Source organism: Saccharophagus sp. K07, assembly GCF_014336955.1.
Taxonomy (GTDB): Bacteria; Pseudomonadota; Gammaproteobacteria; order Pseudomonadales; family Cellvibrionaceae; genus UBA5868.
Genome location: NZ_QRAI01000004.1, coordinates 360,689 through 377,349, shown reverse-complemented (window position 1 = coordinate 377,349; position 16,661 = coordinate 360,689). Strand labels below are relative to the sequence as shown.

Here is a 16,661-nt window from a genome sequence, read left to right as displayed (position 1 = left end):
CATATAGTAATGATTTGCCCATAAAAAACAAGAATTTTTTTTAGCCTTTTGGCACCTCAATACAGACTAAAAATTTATCGCTTAATCTTGTCTTTTGTAGTGAGTCTGGTCGGGCACACCAAGATCCATAAAACCCTTACGGCGCAACCGGCAGGAATCACACTTCCCACAAGCAAGCCCCTCTTCCGTCGCCTGATAGCAGGACACCGTCAGATGGTAATCAATGCCCAATTCCAAACCTTTACGAATAATTTCGCCCTTGCTCAACTGAATCAGCGGCGTGCGAATTTCGATGCTATTTCCCTCGACTCCCGCGCGCGTCGCAAGATTGGCGAGCGTTTGGAAAGCGGCAATATATTCCGGCCGGCAATCCGGGTAACCGGAATAATCCACCGCATTAACGCCGATAAAAATCGCCGACGCATTTAAAACTTCCGCCCAACCCAACGCAATCGACAGAAATACTGTATTGCGCGCAGGTACGTAAGTAACCGGAATTCCATCTGTCTCCTGCTCGGGCACATCTATGCGATCATCCGTTAAAGCAGAACCGCCGATCGATCCCAAATCCAATTTAACGACTTTATGGGCAACCGCACCCAACTCGGAAGACACTCTCTCTGCCGCGATTAATTCCGCTCTATGACGCTGCCCGTAATCAAAACTCAGCGTATAGCAAGCGAAACCTTCTTTGCGGGCCATCGCCAAAACCGTGGCAGAATCCAAACCACCTGATACCAATACTACGGCTACATTTCGTTTTAATTCGCTCACGCTACACCCCCGGCACATCGCCCCAAAGAAGCTTGTGCAACTGAATCTGCATCCGCACAGGCAGACGATCTGCGACTATCCAATCCGCCAAATCTCTTGGATTCACCACTCCATAGCTGGGAGAAAATAAAATTTCTCCCGCGCGCTCCGCGAGATTCCACTCCGCTAATTTAAACCGCGCCCACTCGTAGTCTTCGCGGCTGCAAATAACGAATTTAATCTGATCCTTTTCGCCAAGCAGGGGCAAATTATCCAAAAGATTGCGGTGGCTTTCGCCAGATCCCGGCGTTTTAATATCCATTACTACACTGACTCTGGGATCGACATCGGCGATTGACATAGCCCCACTGGTTTCCAGCGAAACCGACTTGCCTATATCGCACAATTCGCGCAACAAAACGCGAACATCGGGCTGCGCCAAAGGCTCGCCACCGGTTACACAAACATGGCGAACATTAAACGCGCGAACCTGCGCAAGAATCTCGTCAACGGAAATTTTTTTGCCGCCGTAAAACGCGTAAGCCGAATCGCAATAACCGCAACGCAGAGGACATCCCGTCAGGCGCACAAATACGGTCGGCAGGCCTACGACTTTGGCTTCACCCTGCAGCGACAAAAAAATCTCGGTGATCCGCAGCTCAGTCATATCAAAACCACAAATAAAAAAACCGGGCGATGCCCGGTTTTTTGCACCTCATACTGAATTATTCAGCAGAAGCCGCTTCTTCTACTTTACCTTGAACCGGACGATCAACCAGTTCTACGTAAGCCAAAGGAGCATTATCACCAGGACGGAAACCGCACTTCAGAATACGCAGGTAACCACCTGGACGATTGGCGAAACGAGGTCCCAACTCATTAAACAACTTACCTACAGCTTTCTTATCGCGCAGGCGATTGAACGCCAAACGACGATTTGCAACGCTGTCATTCTTGCTGAGAGTGATCAAAGGTTCTGCAAAACGACGCAACTCCTTTGCCTTTGGCAAGGTGGTTTTAATGAGTTCATGTTCCACCAATGAATTCACCATATTGCGGAACATGGCTTTCCGGTGGGATGCATTTCGATTTAATTGACGGCCACTAAGACGATGACGCATGACGTTATACCTTTTTCGATTGCTATCTCAGCAAACTTCACCAAGCGGTGAATTAATCATTGCCCTTCAGACTGGCGGGAGGCCAGTTCTCTAAGCGCATACCCAATGACAAACCGCGCGAGGCCAGGATGTCCTTGATCTCAGTCAGCGATTTTTTACCCAAGTTTGGAGTCTTCAAGAGCTCCACTTCGGTGCGCTGAATGAGATCGCCAATGTAATAGATATTTTCGGCCTTCAAGCAGTTCGCGGAGCGAACAGTGAGTTCCAGATCGTCCACGGGGCGCAGCAGAATCGGATCGATTTGATCTTCTTTCTTCTCTGGCTCCGCTTCTTTTTCGCCTTCCAGATCAACGAACACAGCCAACTGCTGTTGCAGAATGGTAGCCGCACGACGGATAGCTTCTTCAGGGTCTATAGTGCCGTTGGTTTCGAGATCAAGTACCAACTTGTCCAAGTTCGTACGCTGCTCAACACGCGCACTTTCTACGGTGTAAGCAAGACGTTTTACCGGGCTGTAGCTGGCATCCAATTGCAGTCGACCAATAGCGCGCGTCTCTTCGTCATCCCGTGAACGAGCATCAGCAGGCTGGTAGCCACGGCCGCGAGTTACGGTGAGGCGCATATTGAGTTCAACATCGGCAGTGATATTGGCGATCACCGCCTGTGGATTCTTAATCTCAACATCATGGTCCAGTTTGATATCACCAGCGGTGACAGGGCCAGGACCACGCTTGCTCAACGTCAGAACAGAAACATCCTTACCGTGCATTACCACAGCAACTTCTTTCAGGTTGAGCAGGATTTCGATAACGTCCTCCTGCACACCTTCGATTGCACTGTATTCGTGTTGCACGCCTTCGATTTCAACTTCGGTAATCGCACAACCTGGCATAGACGACAGCAGGATGCGACGCAAAGCGTTGCCCAGGGTATGGCCGAAGCCGCGCTCGAGCGGCTCGAGCACTACCCTCGCCCTTGTGGGGCTAAGTTCGGTGACATCGATATTTTTCGGCGTCAAGAAATCATTCACAGCAGTTTGCATAAGCATTCCTGTCAACAGGTTGGACTTGGCTTACTTCGAGTAAAGCTCGACGATCAGGTTCTCGTTGATATCCGCTGACAAATCACTACGATCTGGAACGCGCTTAAATACGCCTTCCTTCTTTTCGGTGTTCACATCAACCCAATCAACATCACCGCGTTGGCTGGCGATATTCAATGCGTTTTGAACTCGCAATTGATTCTTTGCCTTCTCGCGTACAGCAATCACATCACCTACACGTACTTGATAGGAAGGGATGTTCAAAGTCTTACCGTTTACAGTAATCGCTTTGTGGCTAACGAGCTGACGAGATTCGGCGCGAGTTGCACCAAAGCCCATGCGATAAACGACGTTGTCCAAACGGCACTCGAGAAGCTGCAGCAGATTCTCACCGGTTGCGCCCTTACGACGAGCAGCTTCGGTGTAGTAATTCTTAAATTGCTTTTCCAGAATTCCGTAGATACGACGAACTTTCTGCTTTTCACGGTGCTGTACACCGTAGTCAGACAAACGACCACGACGCTGACCGTGCTGGCCAGGGCCAGTTTCGATTTTGCACTTGGATTCGAGCGGACGAACGCCACTCTTCAAAAACAGATCTGTACCTTCGCGACGAGCAAGTTTACAGGTTGGTCCAATATAACGAGCCATGGTTCTCTACCCCCTCACACGCGACGCTTTTTAGGCGGACGGCAGCCGTTATGTGGAATTGGCGTGACGTCAGTAATGTTGGTAATTTTGTAGCCAATGTTGTTCAGAGCGCGCACTGCTGACTCGCGGCCTGGCCCTGGACCTTTGACTTCGACGTCAAGATTTTTCAAACCGTATTCCAGAGCGGCTTGTCCAGCTCGCTCAGCGGCGACCTGTGCTGCGAACGGAGTACTTTTACGAGATCCGCGGAAACCTGAACCACCGGAAGTCGCCCAGCTCAAAGTGTTGCCCTGACGATCGGTGATAGTAACTATGGTGTTGTTAAAGGATGCGTGAATATGCGCCACACCATCCACAACGGTCTTTTTGACCTTTTTGCGTGGAGCGCCTTTAGTTGGCTTAGCCATCGTAATTTTCCTAACGTTGAACGGTTAAATTAGCGTTTGATCGGCTTGCGCGGACCTTTACGGGTACGTGCATTTGTCTTGGTGCGCTGACCGCGAACCGGCAGGTTGCGGCGATGACGCAAACCACGGTAGCAACCTAAGTCCATCAGCCGCTTGATGCTCATTGAAACTTCACGACGCAAGTCACCTTCTACTGTGTATTTGGCAACTTCGTTACGAATCGCTTCGAGCTGATCTTCACTCAGTGTGCTCACTTTGGCGCTTTCTGCAATACCAGCAGCTGCGCAAATTGCTTTTGCACGTGTGCGACCGATTCCGTAAACGTATGTTAGGGAAATTACTGTGTGTTTTTGGTCTGGTATGTTGACACCAGCAATACGGGCCATTCGGATTACTCCAATAACTTTTGTTCTGCGGTACTAACGGCGATAAAAAAGACATCTCCGCGGCCCTGAATACAGGGGCGCGGGATAATACCCATTCGATCACCGGAATTCAATAGGAGAAGAGTCCCCGACAGTTAGTACCCCCTAGAATCCTCCCTGAAGGCGGCCTTCGCTGAAGACCGCCGGCAACAATCAACCTTGACGTTGCTTATGCTTTGGGGTCACGTTGCAAATAACGCGCAAAACACCTTTACGACGAACCACCTTGCAATTTCTGCAGACTTTCTTTACAGATGCTCTTACTTTCATGTCTCTAACCTCACATTTAGCGCGTGTTACCGCTGCCATACCCTTTTAAATTCGCTTTCTTAAGCACTGACTCGTACTGATGCGACATCAAATGCGACTGGATCTGAGACATAAAGTCCATCACCACAACCACCACGATCAACAGCGAGGTACCGCCGAGATAAACCGGTATTCCGGTATAAGCAACCAGGAATTGAGGTAAAAGTGCTACCGCAGCAATATAGATCGATCCGATCAAAGTCAAACGGGTCAGAACGTTATCGATGTATTTGGCTGACTGCTCACCCGGACGAATACCTGGGATATAAGCGCCGCCTTTTTTCAGATTGTCAGCTACTTCCTTGGGATTATAAATCATTGCTGTGTAAACGAAGCAGAACAGAATGATCAATCCACCGAAAACAATAAAATTCAACGGTTGGCCAGGACCAATAGCAAGCGCTATATCTTGCAAGATCTCGCCGACTTTACCTTCGCTTGATTGCCCAAACCACTGAGCAATAGAAGCCGGGAACAACAACAAGCTGCTTGCGAAAATGACTGGAATCACACCAGCCATGTTGATCTTCAAAGGTAAATGGCTTGTTTGTTGCGCATAGCCATGACGACCTTGCTGTCGCTTCGCGTAGTTGATGGTGATACGGCGCTGACCGCGTTCCATACGCACCACGAACCAAACAATCGCCATAACCCCGACCAAAATCACCAACAGCATCAGCGGATGCAAATTACCTTGTCTGGTGCTTTCAATAACGGTGCCGAAGGCTCCGGGCAAACCGGCCACGATCCCAGCAAAAATCAGCATGGAGATTCCGTTGCCTACGCCACGCTCGGTGATCTGCTCTCCCAGCCACATCATAAAGACCGCACCAGTTACCACAGAAGTAACAGCGATCAGATAGAAGCTAAAGGTCGGCATAGCCGCAAAAGCCATACCTTGGCTGGCCATCCCGGCAACCATTATCACGCCTTGAATCAGCGCAAGAATAACCGTGAGATAGCGAGTGTACTGACTGATCTTACGTCGTCCGGCCTCGCCTTCTTTCTTGATTGCCTCGAGAGAAGGAACCACTGCGGTCATCATTTGCATGATGATCGACGCCGAGATATAGGGCATGATCCCCAACGCCAGGATACTCATACGCTCCCACGCACCACCTGAGAACATATTCAGCATTCCGAGGAAAGTGCCCTCATTCTGCTCGAAAAGTGCCTGCACCTGGCCCGGATCAATACCTGGAACCGGGATGTGGGTACCTATGCGGTAGACCAATAGAGCGATAAATAAAAACTTAAGGCGAGCCCAAAGCTCGCCCAAACCTTTCTGGTTGCCTAGAGATAATGCACCCGGCGCCGCCATGAGAGCCTCTCTTAATCTTCTACTTTGCCACCGGCTGCTTGAATAGCTTCTCTAGCGCCTTTGCTTACTGCCAAACCTTTAACGGTAACGGCTTTGGTAATCTCTCCAGATAGGAAGATTTTAACGCTCTTGATGTTGTGACCAATCACGTTGGCAGCGCGCAGCGCTTCCAGATCAATGATTTCAGCTTCAACATTGTTGAGTTCAGCCAACCGAACTTCGGCAGCCGCAAGACTTACACGGCTAGTAAAACCATACTTAGGCAGACGCTTCTGCAAAGGCATCTGACCGCCTTCGAAACCTGGGCGGACATTACCACTTTTACGAGCGCGTTGACCTTTATGGCCACGACCACAAGTTTTGCCCAAACCAGATCCAATTCCGCGACCAACACGTCTACGTGAAGTCCTACTGCCTGGACCAGGACTCAATGTATTCAGATGCATCTGTTAGTCCTCAACCTTAACCATATATGAAATCTTATTGATCATACCGCGGATAGCAGGAGTATCTTGCACTTCGACAGTATGACCGATACGACGTAGGCCCAAGCCGATCACACAGGCCTTATGCGCTTTCAAGCGACCAAAAGCACTTTTGACCTGGGTCACTTTGATAGTTTTATTTGCCATGGTATTCGTACCCAACAATAACTAGTTATTAACCGGTGATTTCTTCAACCGTTTTTCCACGCTTGGCGGCCACGGACTCTGGAGATTGCATTGCACCGAGAGCTTTAAAAGTTGCGCGAACAACGTTTACCGGATTGGTCGAGCCATAGCACTTGGCCAATACGTTTTGAACTCCGGCAATTTCCAGCACCGCACGCATAGCGCCGCCAGCAATTACACCAGTACCAGGTGATGCTGGTTGCATGTATACCTTGGAGGCACCATGGCGACCACGAGTTGGGTAGTGGATGGTATCACCTTTCAGATCAACGCTGATCATATTACGTCGAGCAGCTTCCATAGCTTTCTGAATGGCAACAGGAACTTCTCGCGCCTTTCCTCGACCAAAACCTACTCGGCCGTTACCATCACCAACTACTGTCAATGCAGTAAACGCAAAGATTCGTCCACCTTTTACAGTTTTGGCCACACGGTTTACTTGGACCAATTTTTCCTGCAAACCTTCCGCGCTGCCTTTCTCTTTCTCATTCATCGACATAATTCAAACCTTTAAAATTGTAATCCGGCCTCGCGGGCTGCATCTGCCAATGCTTTTACACGACCGTGATATCTGAAACCGCTACGGTCAAATGCTACGCGCTCAATGCCCGCGGCTTTCGCTCGGTCAGCAATCAATTTACCTACGGCTTTAGCTGCTTCCACATTACCTGTAGATCCAGATCGCAACTCTTTATCAAGAGTTGACGCGGAAGCTATTACTTTATCGCCTTCAGCACCAATAATTTGCGCATACATATGACGCGGAGTGCGGTGAATGCACAGTCGGATCGCACCCAATTCTCGCATTCTGATACGAGAACGCTGCGCACGACGAAGACGTGAAACTTTTTTATCGGTCATAAATAATTCCTATTTCTTCTTCGCTTCTTTACGCAGAACGTTTTCATCGGAATACCGGACACCTTTACCTTTGTAAGGCTCAGGAGCGCGGAATGCGCGAATTTCAGAAGCGACTTGGCCCAACAACTGCTTATCAGCGGCTTTGAGAACAATTTCGGTCTGAGTCGGAGTTTCAACTACCACACCCGCGGGAACTTGATAGTCCACTGGATGCGAAAAACCGAGTGACAAGCTCAACACATTGCCATTCGCTTTGGCACGATAACCAACCCCAACCAATTGGAGCTTGCGTTCGAAGCCTTTGGTTACGCCTGTCACCATGTTATTAACGAGAGCACGGGTAGTGCCCGCGAGAGCTTTGGACTGCTTTCCGCCGTCGCGCGCAGCAAACGTCAGAATATTGTCTTCTTGCTTAACGGTAACGTTATTGTGAATCTCTAACCCCAAAGAGCCTTTGGCACCTTTAATGGTGAGACTCTGGCCTTTGATCACAACTTCAACGCCAGAAGGCAGTTGAACTGGATTGTTTGCAACACGTGACATGACAAATTCCCACTAATTCTGACGTATCAAAATACGGTACAAAGTACTTCCCCACCAACACCGGCTGCTCGAGCGGCACGATCTGTCATAACGCCTTTACTGGTGGAAACAATCGCTATACCCAATCCACCTCGAACGGATGGAAGGTCGTTTTTGCTCACGTAAGCTCTCAGTCCAGGGCGGCTCACACGATCTAACTGAGCGATAACCGGCTTGCCTTCGAAGTATTTCAATTCGATGGTCAATTCAGGCTTTGCGCTATCACTCACAGAAAAATCTGAAATGTATCCTTCATTCTTCAGAACTTGAGCAACATTCTTCTTCAAACGAGAAGAAGGCATTACTACTGAAGTTTTTCCTACCAACTGCGCGTTGCGAATGCGGGTGAGCATATCGGCCAAAGGATCTTGCATACTCATATTTCTTGCTCCTTCCCAATTACCAACTGGCCTTAACTAAACCAGGAATATCACCACGCATGGCGGCTTCCCGAATCTTATTTCGGCAGAGACCAAATTTGCGATACACGCCGTGTGGTCGGCCGGTGACTTGGCATCTGCGTTGAATACGTGCTTTGCTAGAGTCTCGTGGCAACTTTTGCAATTTAATTTGAGCTTCCCAAACTTGTTCGTCTGTGGAATTTGGGCTCGCAATAATCGCTTTAAGTGCAGCGCGACGTTCTGCATATTTTGCACTCAATTTCGCGCGCTTTTGATCGCGAATGATCATGGATGTCTTTGCCATTTGAAATTCGCCTCAACCTTTAAATGGGAAATTGAATGCTTTCAACAACGCTCGACCTTCGTCGTCTGTACGAGCGGTGGTAGAGATACAAATATCAAGACCGCGAAGTTTGTCGATCTTGTCGTACTCAATTTCCGGGAAAATGATCTGCTCGCTAACGCCCATGGAGAAGTTGCCACGGCCGTCGAATTGTTTCGGGCTGATCCCACGGAAGTCGCGAATACGAGGAATCGCAATGGAGATCAGGCGATCCAAGAATTCATACATTTTTTCGTTACGCAAAGTGACCTTGCAGCCAATTGGCCAGCCTTCACGAATTTTGAAGCCAGCGATAGATTTGCGAGCTTTTGTAACCACCGCTTTTTGACCGGTGATTTTCTCCAAATCTGCAACCGCATTTTCCAAAACTTTTTTGTCACCTACAGCTTCACCAACACCCATATTGACGGTGATTTTGGTGATCTTAGGGATCTCCATTACGTTCTTTAAACCGAGCTCGTTTTTCAGTTTATTAACGATCTCTTTTTTGTACACTTCTTGTAATCTGGCCATAGCTCTCTCAATGCCTTTTACGCGTCTACCGCTTCGCCATTGGATTTAAATACGCGGATCTTGCTGCCATCTTCAAGCAACTTAAATCCAACCCTATCAGCTTTTTTGGTTGCTGGATTGTAGATAGCAACGTTAGACGCCTGAATCGGAGCCTCTTTTTCGACGATACCACCAGCGACACCCAACTGTGGGTTAGGCTTCTGATGCTTTTTAATCACCTGCACGCCGGACACAATTAATCGTCCGTCAGGCAGTACGCGATTTACCTTTCCGCGCTTACCTTTATCGCGACCTGTAATCACGATAACTTCGTCATTACGTTTAATTTTTCGCATTACCTAACCCTCAATTTCGGCGCTGATCAAAGCACTTCCGGCGCCAAGGAAATGATCTTCATAAACTTCTCGCTGCGCAGCTCGCGAGTTACGGGCCCGAAAATACGAGTGCCCACTGGAGCTTCCTGGTTGTTCAATAAAACTGCAGCATTGTCATCAAAACGAATCAAGGAACCATCGCTGCGGCGAACACCTTTTTTGGTGCGAACCACTACAGCTTTCATGACTTGTCCTTTCTTCACTTTTCCGCGTGGAATAGCTTCCTTGACGGTCACTTTAATAATGTCCCCGACATTGGCATAACGACGGTGAGATCCACCCAACACCTTAATGCACATGACACGGCGGGCACCGCTGTTATCTGCCACTTCCAAATAGGACTGAGTCTGAATCATGTTCTAATCTCCAAAACCTTATTAGTGGCAACTCAGATCGCCGTCGCGCGCTCTTCGATTTTTACCAATTTCCAAGATTTGGTTTTGGAAATGGGACGAGACTCTGCAATTGTGACCAGATCGCCAATACGGCACTCGTTATTCTCGTCATGAGCTTTGAGCTTGGACGAGCGGCTGACGTATTTACCATACACAGGGTGCTTAACTCGGCGTTCAATCAAGACAACGATGGATTTATCCATTTTGTCGCTGACTACTCGACCAGTTAATGTGCGAACTACTTTATTCTCTGACATATTAAGCACCTGTCTTCTGCTGCAATACAGTTTTGATGCGTGCAATGTCGCGACGCGTCTGCTTCAGCAAATGCGTTTGAGTTAATTGACCGGTAGAAGCTTGCATTCTCAGTTTGAACTGAGCTTGCAGCTGACTCAGCAGTTCAGCATTAAGCTCCTCGACGGTTTTTCCAACTAAATCTTTCGCTTTCATTACATCACCGTCCGCTTAACAAATGTTGTTTCGACTGGCAATTTGGCAGCCGCAAGAGCAAATGCTTCTCGTGCTGTTTCCTCAGGAACGCCCTCCATTTCATAGAGAACTTTACCTGGCTGGATCTGCGCTACCCAATACTCGACAGAACCCTTACCTTTACCTTGACGAACTTCCAAAGGTTTTTGGGTAATTGGCTTATCAGGAAACACGCGAATCCAAACTTTGCCACCACGCTTAACGTGTCGAGTCATCGCTCGACGCGCTGCTTCGATTTGTCGAGCAGTCAACCGGCCACGGCCAGTAGCTTTCAAGCCATACTCGCCAAAACTTACTTTTGACCCACGCTGGGCCAAGCCTCTATTACGGCCTTTCTGTTGCTTGCGAAACTTCGTACGCTTCGGCTGCATCATATTGCGTACCCCTTATTTTGTGCCCTTTTTCTTTTGGTTGGCCTCGACTTCGTCCAGACCGCCTATGATCTCACCTTTGAAGATCCAAACTTTTACACCGATGATCCCATAGGTAGTCGAAGCTTCAGCGGTGGCGTAATCAATATCAGCTCGGAGCGTGTGAAGAGGTACTCGACCTTCGCGATACCATTCTGTACGCGCGATTTCAGCACCACCCAAGCGGCCACTTACTTGAATTTTGACCCCTTCGGCGCCTTGGCGTATGGCATTTTGCACAGCACGCTTCATCGCTCGACGGAACATCACGCGACGCTCGAGCTGTTGAGCAACACTTTGCGCAACCAGAGCGGCATCAAGATCGGGCTTGCGAATTTCTTCAATATTGATGTGGACGGGAACTCCCATCTGCTTGCTGATTTCAGCGCGCAGTTTTTCAACGTCCTCACCTTTTTTGCCAATCACAATACCAGGGCGTGCGGTATGAATAGTCACACGTGCAGTATTCGCCGGACGCTCGATGTCAACGCGGCTCACTGATGCGCTGGCAAGCGCGGTTCGGATGTATTCCCGAACTTTCAGATCCGTCAACAATTTAGCGGCGTATTGTTTCTTGCCGGCATACCAAGTTGAAGTATGCTTTTTTACGATTCCGAGACGAATTCCTGTCGGATGTACTTTTTGACCCATAACGCGCGCTCTCTTATTGATCGGCTACTTTAACGGTAATGTGACAAGTGCGCTTGCTAATACGGTCTGCTCGACCTTTAGCGCGCGGTCTCACCCGCTTCATAGTTAAACCTTCATCCACATAAATAGTGGACACCTTCAGCTCATCAACGTCAGCGCCTTCGTTATGTTCGGCATTGGCGATTGCAGATTCCAAAACTTTCTTGATTATCGCTGCGCCTTTTTTTGGACTGAAAGTCAAAATGTCCAGAGCTTGCTCAACGCTTTTTCCGCGAATCTGATCTGCTACCAGTCTCGCCTTTTGCGCCGACAGACCAGCACCTCTTAATTTCGCTGCTACTTCCATCGTTCTACCTCGATAACTGATGCGTATTAACGCTTCGCCTTTTTATCCGCCGCATGGCCGCGGAATGTGCGGGTAGCAGCAAACTCACCTAATTTATGACCTACCATTTCCTCGTTAACCAAAACGGGGACATGTTGACGGCCATTGTGAACCGCTAAGGTTAAACCAACCATTTGCGGAATAATCATCGAACGTCGAGACCAAGTTTTAATTGGACGACGATCATTTTTTGATACGGCCGCCTCCACCTTCGCAAACAGGTGGTGATCAACAAAGGGGCCTTTTTTCAGTGAACGTGGCACTGGAAATTCCTCGCTTATCAATTAGTCGTCAAAATTACTTGTTACGACGGCGAACGATTAAATTGCTCGTACGCTTGTTTTTACGTGTCTTATAACCCTTGGTTGGAACGCCCCATGGAGTTACTGGGTGACGGCCACCAGAGGTACGACCTTCACCACCACCGTGTGGGTGATCTACAGGGTTCATAGCAACACCGCGAACTGTCGGGCGAACACCTCTCCAACGCGTAGCACCGGCTTTACCCAGAGAGCGGAGATTATGTTCACTATTTGACACTTCACCTAAAGTGGCACGGCAATCTGCCAAGATTTTTCGAATCTCACCACTTTTCAAACGCACAGTCGCATAGCCGCCTTCACGAGCAACCAGCTGCACAGATGCACCAGCTGAACGAGCCAATTGTGCGCCTTTGCCAGGTTTGAGTTCCAAGCAATGGATAACACTACCAACCGGAATGTTGCGGATAGGTAACGTGTTACCAACTTTGATTGGAGCAGCTTCACCAGACTCGATTCGATCTCCAGCGCTCAGCCCTTTTGGAGCAATGATGTAACGACGCTCACCATCGGCATAACAAACAAGAGCAATGTGTGCACTGCGGTTTGGATCGTATTCCAAGCGCTCTACTTTTGCCGGAATTCCGTCTTTATCGCGACGAAAATCGATCAGACGATAGTGCTGCTTGTGACCACCACCGATGTGACGACTGGTGATTCGACCATTGTTGTTGCGACCACCCGTTTTGCTTTTCGGGGCAAGCAGGGGTGCATAAGGCGCGCCTTTATGCAGGTCTGCATTTACCACGCTGATGACAAAGCGTCGGCCAGCTGATGTAGGTTTACGTTTAACGATAGCCATTATGCATACACCCCTTAATCCGCGAAGGCAAAGTCTATGTCTTGACCTTGCTCAAGACGCACATAGGCTTTTTTCCAATCGCTTCGAACGCCAATGCCATGGCGAGTGCGTTTGGTTTTTCCTTTTACATTCAAAACCTGAACGCTTTTCACTTTTACATTAAAAAGCTTTTCAACAGCGGCTTTGATTTCTGGCTTTTGCGCGTCTTTAACAACTTTAAATACAGCGAGGTTAGCGCTCTCGCCCAACTGAGCGGACTTCTCAGAGATGACCGGCCCCAGAATTATTTTGTAAATACGTTCTTGATTCACGCTAGAGCCTCCTCAATTTGTTTGAGGGCAGAAACCGTTACCACTACTTTCTCGAACCGAATCAAACTGACTGGATCAATGCTTTGTACATCGCGCACATCCACTTTATGGAGGTTTCGCGCCGCCAAATACAGGTTTTCGCTAACGCTCTCAGAGACAATCAGAACATCACTCAAATTGTATTGAGAGAGTTTTTGCACAAGAGCTTTAGTTTTTGGCGAATCTACGTCGAATGATTCAACAACAATCAAGCGATCCTGACGATTCAACTCAGAGAAAATGCAGCGCAAAGCAGCGCGGTACATTTTCTTGTTCAACTTTTGCTCGTAATCACGAGGACGAGCAGCGAACGTTGCACCACCTGAACGCCACAGAGGGCTTCGGATACTTCCCGCGCGAGCACGGCCAGTTCCTTTTTGTCTCCACGGCTTTCTTCCACCACCGGAAACATCAGAGCGATTTTTCTGAGCTTTGGTACCTTGACGCCCAGCAGACATGTAAGCAACTACTGCCTGGTGAACAAGATCCTGGTTGAATTCTTTACCGAAAGTCAGGTCCGATACAGAAACCGTACCTTTAGAACCTTCGGGCGTTGCAATATTTAATTCCATCATAACCCCCAGGAACATTAACCGTTTTTACGCGCCTTTACGGCGGGGCGCACTATGACGTCACCACCCGGCGCACCAGGAATGGCACCTTTGATGAGCAACAGATTACGCGCAACATCGACCTTAACAACTTCAAGGTTTTGAACAGTTACACGCTCGTCACCCATGTGACCAGCCATCTTTTTGCCTTTAAAGACACGTCCTGGACTTTGGTTTTGACCAATAGAACCTGGAGCACGATGAGAAAGTGAGTTGCCGTGAGTAGCATCTTGAGCTGCAAAGTTCCAGCGCTTGATCACACCCGCAAAACCTTTACCTTTCGAGGTGCCGGTTACATCAACTTTTTGACCAGCTTGGAATGCTTCAACAGTCAATTGTCCGCCAACTTCGTAGGCTTCTTGCGCGTCATTACGCAATTCCCACAAACCGCGACCAGCTTCAGTTTGAGCTTTTTCGAAGTGACCTTTTGCAGGCTTGACAACACGGGAGGCGCGACGAGACCCTACGGTAACTTGAACTGCACTATAACCGTCGGTTTCTACACTCTTGACCTGAGTGATGCGGTTGGGCTCGACCTCAACCACAGTGACAGGAATGGATACACCACTATCTGTAAAAATTCGCGTCATGCCGCTCTTGCGGCCGACTATACCAATCGTCATTTTTTTAACCTCTCAGTGTACGGGGCTTTTACCCGCTATGGCCGCCCATTACAGAGCGTTACACATCCCGCAGGAAACTTTCCGGCGGTCTGGCTTGGAGTTTTAGCCAAGACTAATTTGCACTTCTACCCCTGCAGCCAAATCCAGCTTCATCAGGGCATCCACAGTCTTTTCAGTAGGCTCTACGATATCGAGCAGACGCTTGTGAGTCCGAATCTCGTATTGATCTCGCGCATCTTTGTTTACGTGGGGCGAAATCAGAATCGTGTAGCGCTCTTTGCGAGTCGGCAGAGGAATTGGGCCACGCACTTGCGCTCCCGTTCTCTTGGCCGTATCAACTATTTCTTGCGTGGAAGCATCAATCAAACGATGATCAAATGCTTTCAAGCGAATCCGAATACGTTGATTCTGCATAGGAACCAAAACTCCAGTAATTTTTAAAGAACCCGGCCTCATCAGGAGGGGGCCGGTCAAAGGAGGCGCAATTCTAATGGTGGAGTTTTAGACTGTCAACATAAAAAACTAAGCTTTCTGCTTTGTTTCTCTAGTCACTCCTATACGAGACCAATACCGACGTCGCGCTACGCAAATACATAAAAAAAGGGGCTCAACTGAGCCCCTTTTTCTTTTAAGTACCAAAATTACTCGATGATTTTGGCAACAACGCCCGCACCTACTGTACGACCGCCTTCGCGGATCGCAAAGCGCAGACCTTCGTCCATCGCAATCGGAGCAATCAACGTCACTGTCATCTGAATGTTGTCGCCTGGCATTACCATCTCAACACCTTCTGGCAGTTCGCACGCACCTGTTACGTCCGTAGTACGGAAGTAGAACTGTGGACGATAGCCTTTGAAGAATGGAGTATGACGACCACCTTCTTCTTTGGACAGAACGTAAACTTCTGACTGGAATTTGGTGTGCGGCTTGATTGTGCCCGGCTTAGCCAATACTTGACCACGCTCAACTTCGTCACGCTTGGTACCGCGCAACAATACACCGATGTTCTCACCTGCACGACCTTCGTCCAGCAGCTTGCGGAACATCTCTACACCAGTACAGGTGGTTTTGGTGGTTGGGTTGATACCAACGATTTCAATCTCTTCACCAACTTTGATGATGCCGCGCTCTACACGACCGGTTACTACAGTACCGCGACCGGAAATGGAGAATACGTCTTCGATCGGCATCAGGAACGGCATGTCGATTGCGCGCTCTGGCTCTGGGATGTAAGCATCCAGAGTTTCAACCAGTTTGCGTACAGCTGAAGTACCCAGACCGTTGTCGTCTTGGCCATTCAATGCCATCAACGCAGAACCCACGATGATCGGAGTGTCGTCGCCTGGGAAGTCGTAGTTGGACAGAAGTTCACGAACTTCCATTTCAACCAGTTCCAACAACTCAGGGTCGTCAACCATGTCTGCTTTGTTCAGGAATACTACGATGTAAGGTACACCTACCTGACGAGACAGCAGAATGTGCTCACGAGTTTGCGGCATCGGGCCGTCAGCTGCAGAGCAAACCAGGATCGCGCCGTCCATCTGGGCAGCACCGGTGATCATGTTTTTCACGTAGTCAGCGTGTCCGGGGCAGTCAACGTGGGCGTAGTGACGAGCCGGGCTTTGGTATTCAACGTGTGCAGTAGAAATGGTAATACCACGCGCTTTTTCTTCTGGCGCCGCATCAATACCATCGAAAGTTACTGCTGTGCCGCCCCAGGTGTCCGCACATACGCGGGTCAATGCCGCTGTCAAAGTGGTTTTACCATGGTCTACGTGACCAATCGTACCCACGTTCACGTGCGGTTTCGTGCGTTCAAATTTTTCTTTTGCCACTGTGATGATCCTCTAA

Annotated in this window: 31 protein-coding genes; all 31 read right to left on the bottom strand. The window is 48.9% G+C overall.

The genetic code is table 11. The annotated features are described in order from the left end of the window. Positions 1-81 precede the first annotated feature (81 nt). Positions 82-774: a 7-cyano-7-deazaguanine synthase QueC gene (gene queC, locus DWB84_RS14035; RefSeq protein WP_370589720.1), complete on the bottom strand. Its 693-nt coding sequence runs from the start codon at positions 772-774 to the stop codon at positions 82-84. A gap of 1 nt (position 775) precedes the next feature. After that, entirely contained in the window at positions 776-1,420 is a 645-nt protein-coding gene (gene queE, locus DWB84_RS14030; protein ID WP_187410433.1) for a 7-carboxy-7-deazaguanine synthase QueE, read from the bottom strand. A gap of 58 nt (positions 1,421-1,478) precedes the next feature. Further along, complete coding sequence (rplQ, locus tag DWB84_RS14025) at positions 1,479-1,874, bottom strand: 50S ribosomal protein L17 (RefSeq protein WP_187410432.1); 396 nt, start codon at positions 1,872-1,874, stop codon at positions 1,479-1,481. Between the two features lie 52 nt (positions 1,875-1,926). Next, a complete protein-coding gene (gene rpoA, locus DWB84_RS14020) occupies positions 1,927-2,916 on the bottom strand; it encodes a DNA-directed RNA polymerase subunit alpha (protein WP_187410431.1) in 990 nt (329 codons plus the stop codon). Positions 2,917-2,946: 30 nt separating this feature from the next. After that, positions 2,947-3,567, bottom strand: coding sequence for a 30S ribosomal protein S4 (rpsD, locus tag DWB84_RS14015; protein ID WP_187410430.1), 621 nt, complete (start codon positions 3,565-3,567; stop codon positions 2,947-2,949). Between the two features lie 14 nt (positions 3,568-3,581). Next, a complete protein-coding gene (rpsK, locus tag DWB84_RS14010; protein WP_187410429.1) occupies positions 3,582-3,974 on the bottom strand; it encodes a 30S ribosomal protein S11 in 393 nt (130 codons plus the stop codon). Between the two features lie 29 nt (positions 3,975-4,003). Next, positions 4,004-4,360: a 30S ribosomal protein S13 gene (gene rpsM / locus DWB84_RS14005; RefSeq protein WP_187410428.1), complete on the bottom strand. Its 357-nt coding sequence runs from the start codon at positions 4,358-4,360 to the stop codon at positions 4,004-4,006. Between the two features lie 192 nt (positions 4,361-4,552). After that, entirely contained in the window at positions 4,553-4,669 is a 117-nt protein-coding gene (gene rpmJ / locus DWB84_RS14000) for a 50S ribosomal protein L36 (RefSeq protein ID WP_187410427.1), read from the bottom strand. Between the two features lie 16 nt (positions 4,670-4,685). Then, positions 4,686-6,029, bottom strand: a complete 1,344-nt coding sequence (gene secY, locus DWB84_RS13995) for a preprotein translocase subunit SecY (RefSeq protein WP_187410426.1) — start codon at positions 6,027-6,029, stop codon at positions 4,686-4,688. Between the two features lie 11 nt (positions 6,030-6,040). Beyond that, the gene (gene rplO / locus DWB84_RS13990; protein ID WP_187410425.1) at positions 6,041-6,475 is read right to left on the bottom strand and encodes a 50S ribosomal protein L15; all 435 of its coding nucleotides are present in this window, start codon (positions 6,473-6,475) and stop codon (positions 6,041-6,043) included. A gap of 3 nt (positions 6,476-6,478) precedes the next feature. Beyond that, entirely contained in the window at positions 6,479-6,661 is a 183-nt protein-coding gene (gene rpmD, locus DWB84_RS13985; protein WP_187410424.1) for a 50S ribosomal protein L30, read from the bottom strand. 28 nt (positions 6,662-6,689) lie between these two features. Continuing rightward, the gene (gene rpsE, locus DWB84_RS13980) at positions 6,690-7,199 is read right to left on the bottom strand and encodes a 30S ribosomal protein S5 (protein ID WP_187410423.1); all 510 of its coding nucleotides are present in this window, start codon (positions 7,197-7,199) and stop codon (positions 6,690-6,692) included. Between the two features lie 11 nt (positions 7,200-7,210). Further along, positions 7,211-7,561, bottom strand: coding sequence for a 50S ribosomal protein L18 (gene rplR, locus DWB84_RS13975; protein WP_187410422.1), 351 nt, complete (start codon positions 7,559-7,561; stop codon positions 7,211-7,213). A 9-nt stretch (positions 7,562-7,570) separates the two neighbouring features. Continuing rightward, positions 7,571-8,104, bottom strand: a complete 534-nt coding sequence (rplF, locus tag DWB84_RS13970) for a 50S ribosomal protein L6 (protein ID WP_187410421.1) — start codon at positions 8,102-8,104, stop codon at positions 7,571-7,573. Between the two features lie 26 nt (positions 8,105-8,130). Further along, positions 8,131-8,523 (bottom strand): 30S ribosomal protein S8, encoded by a 393-nt coding sequence (rpsH, locus tag DWB84_RS13965; RefSeq protein ID WP_187410420.1) that lies wholly within the window; start codon positions 8,521-8,523, stop codon positions 8,131-8,133. Between the two features lie 19 nt (positions 8,524-8,542). Then, positions 8,543-8,848 (bottom strand): 30S ribosomal protein S14, encoded by a 306-nt coding sequence (gene rpsN, locus DWB84_RS13960; RefSeq protein ID WP_187410419.1) that lies wholly within the window; start codon positions 8,846-8,848, stop codon positions 8,543-8,545. A 12-nt stretch (positions 8,849-8,860) separates the two neighbouring features. Then, positions 8,861-9,400 carry a 50S ribosomal protein L5 gene (gene rplE, locus DWB84_RS13955; RefSeq protein ID WP_187410418.1) on the bottom strand — a complete coding sequence of 180 codons (540 nt, stop codon included), beginning with the start codon at positions 9,398-9,400 and terminating at the stop codon, positions 8,861-8,863. A gap of 17 nt (positions 9,401-9,417) precedes the next feature. Beyond that, a complete protein-coding gene (rplX, locus tag DWB84_RS13950) occupies positions 9,418-9,735 on the bottom strand; it encodes a 50S ribosomal protein L24 (protein WP_187410417.1) in 318 nt (105 codons plus the stop codon). 26 nt (positions 9,736-9,761) lie between these two features. Further along, positions 9,762-10,130, bottom strand: a complete 369-nt coding sequence (rplN, locus tag DWB84_RS13945) for a 50S ribosomal protein L14 (RefSeq protein WP_187410416.1) — start codon at positions 10,128-10,130, stop codon at positions 9,762-9,764. A gap of 32 nt (positions 10,131-10,162) precedes the next feature. Beyond that, the gene (gene rpsQ / locus DWB84_RS13940) at positions 10,163-10,426 is read right to left on the bottom strand and encodes a 30S ribosomal protein S17 (protein ID WP_187410415.1); all 264 of its coding nucleotides are present in this window, start codon (positions 10,424-10,426) and stop codon (positions 10,163-10,165) included. Position 10,427: 1 nt separating this feature from the next. After that, on the bottom strand, positions 10,428-10,619 hold the full coding sequence (gene rpmC, locus DWB84_RS13935; RefSeq protein WP_187410414.1) for a 50S ribosomal protein L29: 192 nt from the start codon (positions 10,617-10,619) through the stop codon (positions 10,428-10,430). Next, positions 10,619-11,032 carry a 50S ribosomal protein L16 gene (gene rplP / locus DWB84_RS13930; RefSeq protein WP_187410413.1) on the bottom strand — a complete coding sequence of 138 codons (414 nt, stop codon included), beginning with the start codon at positions 11,030-11,032 and terminating at the stop codon, positions 10,619-10,621. The genes rpmC and rplP overlap by 1 nt, the downstream gene beginning before the upstream one ends. Positions 11,033-11,044: 12 nt before the next feature. Continuing rightward, on the bottom strand, positions 11,045-11,719 hold the full coding sequence (gene rpsC / locus DWB84_RS13925; RefSeq protein WP_187410412.1) for a 30S ribosomal protein S3: 675 nt from the start codon (positions 11,717-11,719) through the stop codon (positions 11,045-11,047). A gap of 13 nt (positions 11,720-11,732) precedes the next feature. Further along, positions 11,733-12,065 (bottom strand): 50S ribosomal protein L22, encoded by a 333-nt coding sequence (rplV, locus tag DWB84_RS13920; RefSeq protein WP_187410411.1) that lies wholly within the window; start codon positions 12,063-12,065, stop codon positions 11,733-11,735. 26 nt (positions 12,066-12,091) lie between these two features. Further along, positions 12,092-12,367, bottom strand: a complete 276-nt coding sequence (rpsS, locus tag DWB84_RS13915; RefSeq protein ID WP_187410410.1) for a 30S ribosomal protein S19 — start codon at positions 12,365-12,367, stop codon at positions 12,092-12,094. Between the two features lie 34 nt (positions 12,368-12,401). Beyond that, on the bottom strand, positions 12,402-13,226 hold the full coding sequence (gene rplB / locus DWB84_RS13910; protein WP_187410409.1) for a 50S ribosomal protein L2: 825 nt from the start codon (positions 13,224-13,226) through the stop codon (positions 12,402-12,404). A gap of 14 nt (positions 13,227-13,240) precedes the next feature. Then, positions 13,241-13,537: a 50S ribosomal protein L23 gene (gene rplW, locus DWB84_RS13905; protein ID WP_187410408.1), complete on the bottom strand. Its 297-nt coding sequence runs from the start codon at positions 13,535-13,537 to the stop codon at positions 13,241-13,243. Continuing rightward, the gene (rplD, locus tag DWB84_RS13900; RefSeq protein WP_187410407.1) at positions 13,534-14,148 is read right to left on the bottom strand and encodes a 50S ribosomal protein L4; all 615 of its coding nucleotides are present in this window, start codon (positions 14,146-14,148) and stop codon (positions 13,534-13,536) included. Before rplD ends, rplW begins: the two co-directional genes overlap by 4 nt. A 17-nt stretch (positions 14,149-14,165) precedes the next feature. Continuing rightward, complete coding sequence (rplC, locus tag DWB84_RS13895) at positions 14,166-14,810, bottom strand: 50S ribosomal protein L3 (protein ID WP_187410406.1); 645 nt, start codon at positions 14,808-14,810, stop codon at positions 14,166-14,168. Positions 14,811-14,912: 102 nt separating this feature from the next. After that, positions 14,913-15,224: a 30S ribosomal protein S10 gene (rpsJ, locus tag DWB84_RS13890; RefSeq protein WP_187410405.1), complete on the bottom strand. Its 312-nt coding sequence runs from the start codon at positions 15,222-15,224 to the stop codon at positions 14,913-14,915. A gap of 227 nt (positions 15,225-15,451) precedes the next feature. After that, a complete protein-coding gene (gene tuf, locus DWB84_RS13885) occupies positions 15,452-16,645 on the bottom strand; it encodes an elongation factor Tu (RefSeq protein ID WP_187410393.1) in 1,194 nt (397 codons plus the stop codon). Positions 16,646-16,661: the final 16 nt, after the last annotated feature.

What these genes read in the sequence shown, in the direction of transcription:
- rpmJ (WP_187410427.1), bottom strand. Translation starts at nt 4,669, where the DNA reads ATGAAAGTAAGAGCATCTGTAAAGAAAGTCTGCAGAAATTGCAAGGTG.
- rplE (WP_187410418.1), bottom strand. Translation starts at nt 9,400, where the DNA reads ATGGCCAGATTACAAGAAGTGTACAAAAAAGAGATCGTTAATAAACTG.
- rpsE (WP_187410423.1), bottom strand. Translation starts at nt 7,199, where the DNA reads ATGTCGATGAATGAGAAAGAGAAAGGCAGCGCGGAAGGTTTGCAGGAA.
- rplF (WP_187410421.1), bottom strand. Translation starts at nt 8,104, where the DNA reads ATGTCACGTGTTGCAAACAATCCAGTTCAACTGCCTTCTGGCGTTGAA.
- rplN (WP_187410416.1), bottom strand. Translation starts at nt 10,130, where the DNA reads ATGATTCAGACTCAGTCCTATTTGGAAGTGGCAGATAACAGCGGTGCC.
- rplP (WP_187410413.1), bottom strand. Translation starts at nt 11,032, where the DNA reads ATGATGCAGCCGAAGCGTACGAAGTTTCGCAAGCAACAGAAAGGCCGT.
- rpsH (WP_187410420.1), bottom strand. Translation starts at nt 8,523, where the DNA reads ATGAGTATGCAAGATCCTTTGGCCGATATGCTCACCCGCATTCGCAAC.
- secY (WP_187410426.1), bottom strand. Translation starts at nt 6,029, where the DNA reads ATGGCGGCGCCGGGTGCATTATCTCTAGGCAACCAGAAAGGTTTGGGC.
- rpsK (WP_187410429.1), bottom strand. Translation starts at nt 3,974, where the DNA reads ATGGCTAAGCCAACTAAAGGCGCTCCACGCAAAAAGGTCAAAAAGACC.
- rpmC (WP_187410414.1), bottom strand. Translation starts at nt 10,619, where the DNA reads ATGAAAGCGAAAGATTTAGTTGGAAAAACCGTCGAGGAGCTTAATGCT.
- rplB (WP_187410409.1), bottom strand. Translation starts at nt 13,226, where the DNA reads ATGGCTATCGTTAAACGTAAACCTACATCAGCTGGCCGACGCTTTGTC.
- rplV (WP_187410411.1), bottom strand. Translation starts at nt 12,065, where the DNA reads ATGGAAGTAGCAGCGAAATTAAGAGGTGCTGGTCTGTCGGCGCAAAAG.
- rplQ (WP_187410432.1), bottom strand. Translation starts at nt 1,874, where the DNA reads ATGCGTCATCGTCTTAGTGGCCGTCAATTAAATCGAAATGCATCCCAC.
- rplR (WP_187410422.1), bottom strand. Translation starts at nt 7,561, where the DNA reads ATGACCGATAAAAAAGTTTCACGTCTTCGTCGTGCGCAGCGTTCTCGT.
- rpmD (WP_187410424.1), bottom strand. Translation starts at nt 6,661, where the DNA reads ATGGCAAATAAAACTATCAAAGTGACCCAGGTCAAAAGTGCTTTTGGT.
- rpsM (WP_187410428.1), bottom strand. Translation starts at nt 4,360, where the DNA reads ATGGCCCGTATTGCTGGTGTCAACATACCAGACCAAAAACACACAGTA.
- rplO (WP_187410425.1), bottom strand. Translation starts at nt 6,475, where the DNA reads ATGCATCTGAATACATTGAGTCCTGGTCCAGGCAGTAGGACTTCACGT.
- rpsD (WP_187410430.1), bottom strand. Translation starts at nt 3,567, where the DNA reads ATGGCTCGTTATATTGGACCAACCTGTAAACTTGCTCGTCGCGAAGGT.
- queE (WP_187410433.1), bottom strand. Translation starts at nt 1,420, where the DNA reads ATGACTGAGCTGCGGATCACCGAGATTTTTTTGTCGCTGCAGGGTGAA.
- rpsJ (WP_187410405.1), bottom strand. Translation starts at nt 15,224, where the DNA reads ATGCAGAATCAACGTATTCGGATTCGCTTGAAAGCATTTGATCATCGT.
- rpsC (WP_187410412.1), bottom strand. Translation starts at nt 11,719, where the DNA reads ATGGGTCAAAAAGTACATCCGACAGGAATTCGTCTCGGAATCGTAAAA.
- rpsN (WP_187410419.1), bottom strand. Translation starts at nt 8,848, where the DNA reads ATGGCAAAGACATCCATGATCATTCGCGATCAAAAGCGCGCGAAATTG.
- rplX (WP_187410417.1), bottom strand. Translation starts at nt 9,735, where the DNA reads ATGCGAAAAATTAAACGTAATGACGAAGTTATCGTGATTACAGGTCGC.
- rplD (WP_187410407.1), bottom strand. Translation starts at nt 14,148, where the DNA reads ATGGAATTAAATATTGCAACGCCCGAAGGTTCTAAAGGTACGGTTTCT.
- rpoA (WP_187410431.1), bottom strand. Translation starts at nt 2,916, where the DNA reads ATGCAAACTGCTGTGAATGATTTCTTGACGCCGAAAAATATCGATGTC.
- rplC (WP_187410406.1), bottom strand. Translation starts at nt 14,810, where the DNA reads ATGACGATTGGTATAGTCGGCCGCAAGAGCGGCATGACGCGAATTTTT.
- rpsQ (WP_187410415.1), bottom strand. Translation starts at nt 10,426, where the DNA reads ATGTCAGAGAATAAAGTAGTTCGCACATTAACTGGTCGAGTAGTCAGC.